Below are 12,763 nucleotides of genomic sequence, written 5' to 3'. Positions count from 1 at the left end.
ATTGTAACGCCTTTTATTTTAGTTCTAACAGTATTGTGTCGTACAAAGATACAATAAAAACCATATTGTATAATGAAAAACATGTATTTAAGAATAGGAACTACCTATTTTAAGAAATCTCTATACCCTTTACCTTCAGGAGATTTTATAGAGATTTTGGTTGTTTGGTCAGCAGAATTGATTAGACAAGACCATGGCAAAAATGCACTTTCAGAAATTGAGAGGTTTGATGGATTTATTTGTATTCCTGAAAACCGACCTGAATTCTTTAAAAAAAGAGTTCAGGATTATTATAATACCTATCATCAAATAAGCAAGTCTCCAAAAGAAGGAGATATTTCAAATACACTTTTATTTTTAACTCATATTTTTGGAGATCAGCTAGAGTTAGGGATTGATTATCTACAATTGATTTATTTAAAACCGACGCAAATTTTACCGATTCTGTGCTTAGTGAGTAAAGAAAGATCTACAGGAAAATCAACTTTTCCAAAATGGTTAAAAGAGATTTTTGAATATAATGCAACTTTCTTAACTAATAGTGATTTTACATCAAACTTTAATTCAGACTGGAGTTCAAAATTATTGATTCTTATTGATGAAGTTTTATTTAAAACAGACGAACTTACAGAACGTATAAAATACCTTTCTACGAGTAATACACATAAGACTGAAGCCAAAGGAAAGGATAAAAAGGAAGCTCCTTTTTTTGGAAAATTCATCTTATGTTCCAATAATGAAACTTCATTCATCAAAATTGATGCTGATGAAATTCGATTTTGGATAATTAAAGTAAATCGTTACAAAAAAGAAGATGTTGATCTATTGAAAAAACTAATTGAAGAAATTCCGGCATTTTTACATTTTCTAAACAATAGAAATTTATCAACGGAAAATCAATCTCGAATGTGGTTTACTCCAAAACAAATTAAAACTAAAGCTTTGGAAAAGTTGGTGCTTCACAAATCAAGTAAGATTGAGCATGAAATAGCCAGTACCTTATTGAACGTAATGGAAAGTATCGATATTGAAATATTAGAATTTAGCATCTCCGATTTACTTAATATTTTAAATAAGTTTAAGGTAAAATATGATGCTATTGAAATAAAAAAAATCATACGAGAAAATTGGAAATTATCCCCTTCTCCAAACTCTAATAAATATCAAAAAATCACAGTCACAAATGACCTGGATATTTATCAAAATCAAGCTAAAGGAAGACATTATGTTATTTTAAAAAATTTTTTGGTCGAAAAAATGATGATTTGATGACAGTATAAGTTCAGCCCTTTATTTATAAGACTTAAAGCTGTCATCATTTTATCATCAAAAATAAAAATGATGACAAGAAAATGATGACAGATAAAAAAAGTAGCAAATTTTGATGATTTGATGACATTTTGATGACAGCCTCAGCTCTTACCAGTATTAGCTTTAGAGCATATTGTCATCAAATCATCATTTTTTTTAACTTTTTTAAACCTAAAACAGGAAAACACATGAATTCGACCCAAGCAAGAGAAATTTCGATAGAAAAAATACTTGAAAATTTAGGATACGAACCGATAAAATCAAATGAAAATGAAAGTTGGTATTTGTCTCCTTTTAGAGTCGAAAAAACCGCTTCTTTTAAACTAAGCAGAACTCTAAATCGCTTCTTTGATCATGGCGAACAAAAAGGTGGAAATGCGATTGATTTTGTAATATTCAAATTTGGTTTTAGCGTTTCAGAAGCTTTAAGTTATCTTGAGAAGTTCGACACTTTTTTTTCTTTTCAAAAGCAAATTTTTGAACCTCCAGTAAATTTAGAAAGTAATATCAAAATTGAAAAAGTAATTGAAATTCGACATTTGGCTCTAATTCAATATTTGACAAGCAGGAATATTTTAAAGTTTGAAAAAGAAAACAATCTGAAAGAAGTTCATTATATCGTCAATGATAAAAAATATTTTGCAATCGGTTTTGAAAATAAAAGTGGTGGTTTTGAAATCAGATCTAAGTATGCTAAATTATGTATTGGTAAAAAGGATGTCAGTCTAATTTCAAACCAATCTCAAACACTACGGATTTTTGAAGGTTTTTTCGATTACTTATCATTTGTCCAAATTAGGCATAGTAAAAATCTGGAGCAATCCGATTATTTGATTTTAAATTCTACAGCTCTATTAGTAAAAAAGATAGCTCTTTTAGAAAAGTATGAAAAGATAGAATTGTACTTGGATAATGATCAAACGGGAGATAAATATACTATTATAATTTTGGAGCAATTTCCTGGCTCTTTAGATCTTAGAAAGTTGTATAAAAACCATAAAGATTTAAATGAATGGTTAACCAAAGGGGAATAAAAAAATAATTACTTATTCATTTAGCAAGGTGTGTTTACACATATGTCAAAACCAAAAATCTACGATTTTGAGTTTCTTATATGGACAACCATCTCGCCCTATCGGGAAAGAAATACTCCAAAGTCGTATTTCTAATTTAAAGAAAAAAATATGGATTATAAACGAAAAGGAGAAAGCTCTACACTAAAATTGAAGACTGCGTTAGAAATCAATAATTCAATTTTTAATATGTTTAATTTTTCAGAAGAAGTATACTTTTATAATATTATAAAAGTATACTTCTTAATTTATTAATTAATAAAATTATCTATTTAATATTTTTTTATGATGGAGTATTATGATTTGATGAATGAACATTCAGAAACAGAATTGTTTACAGAAATAATTCATTTTATGGATATGTCTTTTCCTGAATGGAAAACTAATCGTGGTTTAGGTTTTTTACTTCATTAGAGTTCATAAGACATTGTATTGATTTTCTAACTTTATGTAACCTGGAAAAAAATAATGGAGAACTTAATCTAAAATCTTTGAAAACAATCTATTTAAGTTTAGCGGAAGACTACGAACGCTTTAGAATGGAATATCAATTTATATTTTCATCTTTTGTATTGGTTAAATTTACTGCTGAATATGAAGAGGAGATCGAAGATGAATATTTGACTGATTTTAGTTATGATTGTTTGTATGAAACTTTTTTAAATGTGGAACTTGAGAAAGTTATTTTCGACTTTGTATAAATTAATTTTCTTTTCAAATAAATTATTGTTAATCAAAGCATATTAAAAGAAACTAAAAGAATAATATTTTTAATGATATTACGGTTTTCCGTACTTTGCTTAAGTTTATATTAAATATATTTAGCATTTCTAATTTTTATAAAGAAAGATTTATAACTTTTGTTTGAGAGCTTTTGTGAGTATTAAATTGATAGGAATTTCTTTCAGTAATTAAATTTATAAAAACAGCAATGAAAAATTATTAATTGATGTTATTTAAAATAACAGATAGTAAAGTGAAAAATATTAAAAAGTAAAACAAAAATAACATGGGATTATTTTCATTATTTTCATCAGATTCTAAGTTAGAAATAGAGAATTGTAAAAAGCGAATAGAAAATTTTCAAAAGCAAATTGAAACTATAAAGAAAAATAATGTCAACAAGACACAAGCTCATTATAGAAAAAGTGCTAAGGAGAAGATAGATACATTGAAATACCAAATTAAAAAAGAGAAAGAAAAAATTTCAAATTTGAAAAAATGAACGAAGTAGTTTATAATTCTAATTTTAAGGAAGTAATTCAGCTAGCAAAAAATAAGAGATTATTTATAGGTTCAGGTAATCCAAATTCAAAAATTCTATTTATAGGTAAGGAAGCTGCTATTGATAAAGAAAAATCAGCAGGTCAATATGAAGAAGAATATTCTAAAAATACTATTGACTGGAATCTAAATTGCAGTACAAATAAACAACTTAATGATGTAGATAATTGGTTTATAAAAGATAGAAAACCAATATTTAATAGTTTATATCCTTATAAAGGACAAATCAATAAAGTAGAAAGAAGAGATAAAAGTGGTAAAATCATCAGTGGTCATTGTGGTACTAGCAAGACATGGTATAATTACCAAAAAATTATTGATTCGATTTACTTTAACGGTGTTCCGAGCGAGTTCATTAATTTTCATGAACTATCTTTTTGTTCAGAATTAAATCAGGAAACAGGAAGTTACAGTAAAGATGTTCCAAAGAATAAAAGAGCAGCTAGTATTGAACTTCGAAAAGAATTATTTAATTCTAATTTCTTTAGAGATTTTCCTATCATAATTCTTGCTGTGGGACATTATGTGAGAGATTTTAAAATTGATTTGGAAAATGTTTTCCAAATTAACTTTAATGAAGACCTCTCCCAAAAATATTCAGAGCGACTGCAAAACGAATATATTAATATTCATTTTGATAATTTAGAAAAACCTACAAGATTGTTAATACATACTAATCAATTGAGTATGGTTAGCAATGAACTAATAAATAGGTTAGGAATGATATGTAAGGAATTTTCAAATAAAATAATTTAATATGATATTTAACATTTACTATATAAATTTCCCTAAAGTTTACGAAATCAAGATGATGTTGAGTAATGTTATAACGTTGAATCGTGAAAAACAAACAGATTCGGCTGATCAAACACAAATTGATTATAAAGCTAAACTTGGAGTTAATTTTTTAAATTTTTTCAACACTGGTATTGGAATTAATGCCGAAGCTTCTCATAAAAATTCTAAATCTGACTCACAAAAAGTTCTAGAAACATTTGAAATAAAAACTACGAAATCTATCATTTTGAGTGAGATAATAGAACGTAGTGAACGGACAAATAATTTTAACAATCTAAAAGAAGGTCAATTGGTTAAAATTGAAAATGTTACTTTATCTCTCGAAAATGAGCCTGAATTAAGAACTGTAAAACTATTTACCAGCGGATCATTCAAAGGAATGAGTGTTCCAGGAGCAAATGGTTTTGATATCAACAATCTTTTTAATTCAATGTTTAAAGATTACGCTTATAAAATGAAGGGAATGTTAGAAGGTAGTGAAGAAGCTATTTTAGTGAAAATACCTCTTACTTTCGAAAGTGAATTCGAGAGTTCTTATAGTGTAGATGATTTGTTTATCGGAAAAGTTTCGATAGTTGGCCTGTACAAAGGAAAAATTAAGATTGAGGCGTTAAAAAATTCTTTAGAGTTTTTTCAAGAACTAGGGTCTATGCAAAATCTTTTGAATAGCCCAGTTAATGAAGAGATTCAAGATAGCCAATATCAAAGTGAAACAAACAATAATTTTTGGTTTGCAAGTACTGCGCAAAGTAATAAAGAGTTTCATTATATCGATTTATTAGCTATTGTTCAGAATGTGACATTTCCTAAATAATTACAATGATACAAGAACTTTTATTTTACGATAAAAACTATTTCGATTATTATAAAAAAAGTAAAGAAGAAGAAGGTTTTAAAATAATAACTGTTACTGACTTCATGCGTAATTTTGAGCTTGCGCATGACGCAGATGAATATAGCCAGATAATTGACATTTCTTCAATTGCAGGTCTCAATTCTTTACAATACAACGCAGAAAGTCTTTTTCCTTTTTTTGACGAAAATATAATTTTTATTTCTGATAAAGAACATAGAGAACTTTTTGAATATGAACTGAGATTTTGCTTTTATGAATTTAATGATTTAGAAGTTGTTGAAGGAATAATTGTAAATGATGCTTCTGAAGTAAAATTTGTTAAACCTTTAGAACATAGAAAAATTATCGATTTAAGTAATGAAGAGGTCTATGATTTTTTAAAAGCATTTTCTTCTGAATTATATGGTCACGAAAAATTTAAAGATGATTTTAATAAATTAATAACAAATTTTAGAGTATTTAATAAGCTTGGAGAACATAAAATTTTGTCTCTATTTTTAATGGGTGATTCTGGTGTTGGTAAAACTGAGGTCGCTAGAGCAATTCATAGATGTTTGGGAGGAAAAGGAAAATTAGCAAAAATCAACTTTGGTAATTATAGTAGTGATAATTCTTTGAATTCCTTAATAGGAAGTCCTAGAGGATATATCGGAAGTGAGGAAGGTGAAATATTTATACGTGTTAAAAACTCAGATATTGGTTTAATTTTGATTGATGAGTTTGAAAAATCTAATTCTACACTTTTTAACTATTTTTTAGACGTTCTTGAAAATGGAAAAATGTCAAGTTCTTTAACTGAAGAAATTGACTTAAATGGCTTTATTATAATTTTTACCTCTAATATTAGTAAACAAGATTTCACTGAAATAATTTCTCCTGAGTTAAGATCGCGTTTTGATTACAAAGGATATTTTACTCTTTTATTTCATCGCGATAAACAAAAATTTGTAGATTTTAGAATAAAATCGATAGTTGAAAAATTTGAAAAACACTTTGAAAAAAGTTTACCGGAAAGCATTCAAGAAGAAATTCTTGAAAAAGTTAATGTTAGTCAATTTAAAAACATGCGTGATTTAAACAAAAGTATAAAGAACGCATTTGTTGAATGTTTAGTTAAGCCACGAAATTTATAAATATTATGGAAAGAAAAATGAGAAACGTTCATCCAGGAGAAATTTTAAAAATGGAATTGGTTGAAGGAAGAAAGCTTTCTGTTAGTAAAATTGCTAAATTGTTAGATTATAGTTTACTAGATATTAACAATGTCTTAAATGGGCACGCAAAAATATCTCCTGATTTAGCCTCAAAATTAGAAACTGTATTTGGGGGTACTGCTGATTTATTTTTACGTTTACAGGATAAATATGATTTACAAGAGAGAAAAAATAGTTGAAAATCAGGATTTATTAAATTAGTTTATTCAGAATACAATTTACTATGTTTTTTATCATATATAAGAAGCTGATTTATAAAATTCAGTGAATTTTATGCATGTTAGAAAAATATTCTATGGCAATTATAATTACTTTATACTCAATTAACAAATGATAGAACACTTAAAAAAAATACACAAAGAAATTAATGAAGATGAAGTGAAGGAAATTTGGGAAAAAGGTATTTTTATCTTTGATTCAAATGTTCTTTTAGATTTGTATAGACTACCTCTACAAGCTAAAGATGATTTATTAGGTGTGTTGCAAAATCCAATTATCAATTCTAGAATTTGGATTGGTTTTCAAGTAGCACTTGAATTTTTAAATAATAGGTTAAACATCATCGGTGAACAAAAAAGTATGTATTCTAAAGTTATGAATTTAACCGAAGAACATGTCTGTAAAATTACTGAACTTAATAATTCTTATCATGATGAAATTAAGAAACTCAATCTAGCACAAAGACATTCCAAAATTGATCCTTCTAAGTATATTAATGATGGGGAACTTACGAATACATTGAAAATTTTTAAGAAGTTTAAAAAATATCTAAGAAAATCGGAAGCTGAACATTTGGACGTAAACAATATTGATAATATAAAAGATGTTTTACTTGATATTTTTAAAGATAAAATTGGAAAAGAATTCACCAAAGAAGAGATTGATATTATAAATAAGGAAGGAGAAAATAGATATAAAAATAATATTCCACCAGGTTATAAAGATATTAAAAAAGAAGGTTCTCATTTTTATAAAGATTTAATTTTTACAAGAAGATTTGGAGATTTATATTTATGGAAAGAGATAATTAAATTTGCAAAAGAAACTGATTATGAGTATGTTATTTTAGTGACTGGTGACGTAAAAGAAGATTGGTGGGAAGAAAAAAGAGGCAGAAAATTAGGGCCAAGAAAAGAATTACTTAATGAAATCTATAATCATTGTGAAAAATTAAAGAGATTTCACATTTATAATACATCCACATTTTTAAAATATGCGAAACAAGAATTAGATGATAAAATTAGAGAAACCTCAATTACAGAGGCTCAGAACTTAATTGATGAAAACTATCAAAGATACAGAGATTACGATATTGCAGAAAAATTCAATTTAGATATTAAACATGTAGAAAATGATATAAATGCAGTAATTGAAAAGATAGATTTTAATGATAGTGAATATGAAAAGGTTTCTAGATATCGAAATCATTTATATGAGACGAGTGATTCAAAAGATGATATAAGGGAATACGCTCATAATTTAGGTTATTTGGAGGCTGGCCTAGAAGATGAAAAAGAAAAACTTATTAAAGAACTCAAATTATTGGAGTTAAAAAGAATGAGAATTTTAGACAATTATGAAATCATAAAGAAGAATTATTTAAAAAAATGATTTGCAATGTATAGGAAAAGCGATTACTAGAAAAAATGTAAATCTACAGGGCTTTGGATATCGAGAAACCAGTAAAAGGTATGCGAATTTTAGAGTAATAATTAAAGAGCATCAAACTTAAAATAGAAAATAAAAATATGGCACAAATTTTTGATATTACAATATTATGGACAGTATTTAATGATGTTGTAACTTTCTTAAACGAACGAAAAGATAAAAATAAAGAAAATGTCGTTAATGCACATAGAGATATCAATACAGCATTCATAAAAACATATAATTATTTAAAAAATAATAATGGAAAATATATTCCGAATATAGAATTGGCCGAGGCATGGAACCAAGCATCATCATCCATATTGCTAGTTGATAGATACCTCGGAGAAATTCTTTACAATAAATCAAGATTTTGGTTAGACCCAGAATTGTACATAAATCTAAATCGAGACTCTGAAATTATTGAATTAACTAAAGTGGTTGATGAAATGGAAAGATTACGGATTAAATTGTAAAAATGGAACTTATAGAGGGAAGAGGACTTTCAACAGAATTAGATAAGATATTATTTGAACTAATAATTGAAATAAATAATAAAAAAATTAATTCTTTTGATCTATTGTACAATTAATCTAAACGATATCTTAAACGATTAAGTTTACATGCACTATTTTTATAATACGGTATTAGACGTTTGTATATACAAAATTTTCAGAAGAAAAATGGACAGAAACATGAGACAATATGTTGACGATGACAATCAGTTTAAAGATGGAATATTAGCATTTGACAAAAGAAATGAAGTCAAGCTTTATAAAGTACATAACACTTCAGAAGACAAAAGAATTTACAGCTATCTAATTTTAGATTTCAAATTACCAAAAGATATACACTTTAAAGATTTTACAATTGAGCAATCAATTGAAGTAGATATAGTAACTAGTGAATCAGGCCAATCAGTAAAAAAAGCTTATGTTTCGCCTGTTAAAATGCCAGAAAGAATTAATTACATCAATTCTCACTACTTTACTTTAGGGCTTAGTGCAATCTGTAGTTTTGCCTTTGAAAGACCTGTCGTTTCTACAAAAAATGATTATTACAATGGATTTGAAGTTGCTAATGAATATGGATTGAGAGAAATCGGAGTTGAATTTCCAAGAACAACACTAGGACCAGGCGCAAGAGGCTTTAGAGTTCACAATGAGATAATTGACATCTGGGAACAAAGATTAATAGAAGTAGTTAGCTTACTTGACAAACTTACTTCATCAGAAAGTGAAGGACATGATGTAACTTATGAAAACTTGATGCAAAGTTTTCGATTAATACAGTTGGCACATATAAATAAGAAAGAAGATTTTGATTTAGGATTTTCGTTTATTATTGCAGGTATCGAAGCAATATCACAATTAGCAATAGCTCAAATTGACTTTTCAAAAAAGCATGATCGTTATAATGAATGGAAAAACCTTTCTAAAACAAGCGAAGTTGCAAGAACTCTGTTTGAAGAGTATTTGAAAGTTCAAGCTTATGTAAACTCAGAAATTAATAATAGAGATTTAACTAAACGTTTTGTAAAATTTCTAATAACTTATACTACGAATACAGATTGGGAAGAAGTTTTCTACAATGAATTAATAACTGAAGGCCCGAATTACAGAAAGCTATTCCCAAGCGAAATAAGCGTTAGACCAGAATTAAATCCCAATGAATTAACAGAGGAAGATTTTTCAATTATTATTAAAGATACGTACCATTTCCGTTCTAAATTTTTTCATGAGGGACAATCTTTACCACACACAAGCACCAATAATACATCTAACAATCGTTTTTTTCATATTATAGATAATATTAAAAGACGAGAAGTATTACTTAAGAAAATGAAAAAAGAAAATCGAGTAGAAAGTCCATCTGGGGAATGGACTAAAACCCAGGACAAATTAATAACCTTTGAATTAATGTCAAATATGGCAAGAAATGCTATAATAAATTACACAAAAAAAGCTGTACAATGATGAATGTAGTTGATAGATTTGAAACTGCAACTTGACTAAAATTAGCTGAATATTGAAATGAAGGACGTAACAAAATTAAAAATTAGGAATTTACTAATTATTTTTACTACCATTAATTACTCTAAACTTTATCTAATAACTACACCTAATGTACATCTTTACATTCTAAACCCCTTATAGATAAAGGAAAGTTAGATATTGCATCGGGAAATAAATATGATAAAGTAGCTTCACGCTTATAAACGCAATCAAAATAGAAAAGCCATTCCATTACGGAACGGCTTTTTTATTTACAGTATATCTATAATTATCTGGAAGAACTAGTTTAGCTAAGCATTTCAAAACTTCCTGGTTTTTCTTCATTTGCATCATATTCCCCAGCAGAATTTTCATTTAAATCTTCTTCTTCCCAATCATTTTCATCATACTCTGATTCGAAATCATATTCTAAATTATCTTCCAAATCTCCAAGTTCTAGATTATAGTGATTAGAAGATTTCAGACTATTGCTGTAATCGCCTTCTAGATAATCATCGTAATTTAAAAGTAGCTGTTCCTCATAAGAATTCATTTCAAATTCAAATTCATTAGATGTGTAATTGTGAGATCTCATATTGATAAGTTTTATAGATTGAATAAGCATATCTAATCTTTCAATTAGATTATTTTAAAATTACTGTTTAGAATATCAGATTTGTTATATGATTTTATTCCAGTATTGTCAAATTTTCATTTGCGAAAAATTGAGTTGTAAAAAAGAAGGAATTGTTTAGAATTTTTCGCAACCTGATGAATTGTAATAAAAAGTTACGTAATCCCGAAAGCTTTTGAAACTGACTTTTCTTTATCTTTATCAATAAACTTAAAATTGGTTTGATTTATTTTTTTAATACAAATACATGCGCTACATATAGTTTTAGCTGTTATATGAATCAAAAAGTTTAAAAATTGACACGATTTGTGTTTTTAAATTCAATAATAATATTGTTCTTTGATTAATGAACTTTCTTACAATCTTACAGTTTTTTTTCAAGATTGTTTTTTCCACTAAATATATCGTTAGAAGTTTCGGCAAATGCTGAAGTTTGATTATTTAAAAAAGTCCCATCTCTTTATCGACTATCTAAAAAACCATATATATGTCAGACAACAATTATTCAAGAAGAAAATTTTTAACCGATACTTTATTAGCCACTGCAGCTGCTACCGCAATACCAAGCTTTTTGTTTTCGAATGAATTAAAATTTCCTAAAACAACTGCCGACAAAGTAAACCTTGCCTGTGTCGGAATTGGTAATCGCGGTGCAGATATAATTCGTGAACTCTATAATACAGGATTAGCAAATATCGTAGCACTCTGCGATGTAGATATGGAAGCGCCTCAAACTTTAGATATATTGAAACAGTTTCCTAATGTGCCTCGATTTAAAGATTTCAGGCAAATGTTCGATAAAATGGGAAATCAAATAGAAGCAGTTTGCATTGGTACTCCTGATTTTTCTCATTTTCCTATTACAATGATGGCAATTAATCTTGGGAAACATGTTTATGTAGAAAAACCGATGTCGCGTACTTTTAATGAAGTTGAGCTTATGATGAAAGCTGCAAAAAAACATCCGAAAGTAGTAACCCAAATGGGAAATCAAGGTCATTCTGAAGCTAATTATTTTCAGTTTAAAGCTTGGACAGAAGCAGGAATTATAAAAGATGTAACTGCCATCACGGCGCACATGAATTCGCCTAGACGCTGGCACGGATGGGATCCTAAAATTAAATCGTTTCCACCTGCTGAACCTATACCAAGTACTTTAGATTGGAAAATTTGGCAGATGCAGACTTATGGGCATCAATTTAATAAAGAATTTGTAAACGGTCAATGGCGATGCTGGTTTGATTTTGGAATGGGAGCATTAGGAGATTGGGGAGCGCATATTCTGGATACAGCCCATCAGTTTTTAGATCTTGGACTTCCTTATGAAGTAGACCCTATTAAGTTAGATGGTCACAATGATTTTTTCTTTCCAATGTCGACTACACTTTCATTTAAATTTCCAAAAAGAGATAGTAAACCGCCAGTCGAAATAAAATGGTACGATGGTGTTGACAATCTTCCGCCAATACCTTCAGGCTATGGAGAACAAGGTTTAGATCCGAATATTCCACCGCCAAGCAATGGTGCTGTTTTACCTGCAAAACTAAATCCGGGTAAAATTATTTATAGTAAAGATTTGACTTTTAAGGGAGGTTCACACGGAAGTACTTTGTCGATTATTCCAGAAGAAAAAGCAAAAGAAATGGCTTCACGACTGCCTTTTGTACCAGAAAGTACATCCAATCATTTTGCTAATTTTCTAAAAGCTTGTAAAGGAGAAGAAAAAACACGTTCTCCTTTTGAGATAGCTGGACCTTTAAGCCAGGTTTTCTGTCTTGGAGTTTTAGCGCAATGGACTGGAGAAAAAATTGTTTTTGATAGGAAAAATAAAATAATCACCAGCAGTAAAAATGCGAATGAACTTCTTGTCGGACCGCCGCCGCGTAAAGAATGGGAGCAATTTTACAAAGTATAATCTTTTTTATAATAGAATAAAAAACAAATTTATTATT

Annotated in this window: 14 protein-coding genes; 13 read left to right on the top strand and 1 reads right to left on the bottom strand. The window is 28.1% G+C overall.

All coding sequences use genetic code 11. The features are described 5' to 3' along the window. The first annotated feature begins 81 nt into the window (after positions 1-81). The 12 genes from NYQ10_RS17475 (at position 82) to NYQ10_RS17420 (ending at position 10,159) form a co-directional block, all read left to right on the top strand. The gene (locus NYQ10_RS17475) at positions 82-1,269 is read left to right on the top strand and encodes a primase-helicase family protein (RefSeq protein ID WP_289877508.1); all 1,188 of its coding nucleotides are present in this window, start codon (positions 82-84) and stop codon (positions 1,267-1,269) included. A gap of 230 nt (positions 1,270-1,499) precedes the next feature. Further along, the gene (locus tag NYQ10_RS17470; RefSeq protein WP_289877507.1) at positions 1,500-2,345 is read left to right on the top strand and encodes a toprim domain-containing protein; all 846 of its coding nucleotides are present in this window, start codon (positions 1,500-1,502) and stop codon (positions 2,343-2,345) included. 324 nt (positions 2,346-2,669) lie between these two features. Beyond that, positions 2,670-2,798 (top strand): hypothetical protein, encoded by a 129-nt coding sequence (locus tag NYQ10_RS17465; protein WP_289877506.1) that lies wholly within the window; start codon positions 2,670-2,672, stop codon positions 2,796-2,798. Positions 2,799-2,875: 77 nt separating this feature from the next. Further along, positions 2,876-3,085 (top strand): hypothetical protein, encoded by a 210-nt coding sequence (locus tag NYQ10_RS17460; RefSeq protein ID WP_289877505.1) that lies wholly within the window; start codon positions 2,876-2,878, stop codon positions 3,083-3,085. Between the two features lie 308 nt (positions 3,086-3,393). Beyond that, on the top strand, positions 3,394-3,609 hold the full coding sequence (locus NYQ10_RS17455) for a hypothetical protein (RefSeq protein ID WP_289877504.1): 216 nt from the start codon (positions 3,394-3,396) through the stop codon (positions 3,607-3,609). Further along, positions 3,606-4,424 (top strand): hypothetical protein, encoded by an 819-nt coding sequence (locus NYQ10_RS17450; protein ID WP_289877503.1) that lies wholly within the window; start codon positions 3,606-3,608, stop codon positions 4,422-4,424. Before NYQ10_RS17455 ends, NYQ10_RS17450 begins: the two co-directional genes overlap by 4 nt. A gap of 1 nt (position 4,425) precedes the next feature. Next, the gene (locus NYQ10_RS17445; protein ID WP_289877502.1) at positions 4,426-5,280 is read left to right on the top strand and encodes a hypothetical protein; all 855 of its coding nucleotides are present in this window, start codon (positions 4,426-4,428) and stop codon (positions 5,278-5,280) included. Between the two features lie 5 nt (positions 5,281-5,285). Then, on the top strand, positions 5,286-6,455 hold the full coding sequence (locus NYQ10_RS17440; protein WP_289877501.1) for an AAA family ATPase: 1,170 nt from the start codon (positions 5,286-5,288) through the stop codon (positions 6,453-6,455). A gap of 5 nt (positions 6,456-6,460) precedes the next feature. Beyond that, positions 6,461-6,715, top strand: a complete 255-nt coding sequence (locus NYQ10_RS17435; protein WP_289877500.1) for a HigA family addiction module antitoxin — start codon at positions 6,461-6,463, stop codon at positions 6,713-6,715. A 151-nt stretch (positions 6,716-6,866) separates the two neighbouring features. Next, positions 6,867-8,147, top strand: coding sequence for a PIN-like domain-containing protein (locus tag NYQ10_RS17430; protein ID WP_289877499.1), 1,281 nt, complete (start codon positions 6,867-6,869; stop codon positions 8,145-8,147). 137 nt (positions 8,148-8,284) lie between these two features. Next, entirely contained in the window at positions 8,285-8,659 is a 375-nt protein-coding gene (locus NYQ10_RS17425; protein ID WP_289877498.1) for a hypothetical protein, read from the top strand. Between the two features lie 207 nt (positions 8,660-8,866). Next, positions 8,867-10,159, top strand: coding sequence for a hypothetical protein (locus NYQ10_RS17420; protein WP_289877497.1), 1,293 nt, complete (start codon positions 8,867-8,869; stop codon positions 10,157-10,159). Between the two features lie 325 nt (positions 10,160-10,484). On the opposite strand, the gene NYQ10_RS17415 is transcribed toward NYQ10_RS17420, so the two are convergent. Continuing rightward, the gene (locus NYQ10_RS17415; RefSeq protein WP_289877496.1) at positions 10,485-10,772 is read right to left on the bottom strand and encodes a hypothetical protein; all 288 of its coding nucleotides are present in this window, start codon (positions 10,770-10,772) and stop codon (positions 10,485-10,487) included. A gap of 526 nt (positions 10,773-11,298) precedes the next feature. Here NYQ10_RS17415 and NYQ10_RS17410 point away from each other — a divergent pair. Continuing rightward, positions 11,299-12,726, top strand: a complete 1,428-nt coding sequence (locus tag NYQ10_RS17410; protein ID WP_289877495.1) for a Gfo/Idh/MocA family protein — start codon at positions 11,299-11,301, stop codon at positions 12,724-12,726. Positions 12,727-12,763 lie beyond the last annotated feature (37 nt).

This window comes from Flavobacterium johnsoniae (assembly GCF_030388325.1).
Taxonomy (GTDB): Bacteria; Bacteroidota; Bacteroidia; order Flavobacteriales; family Flavobacteriaceae; genus Flavobacterium; species Flavobacterium johnsoniae_C.
The sequence above is the reverse complement of the archived record's forward strand: the minus strand, read 5'-3'. Positions and strand labels throughout refer to the sequence as shown.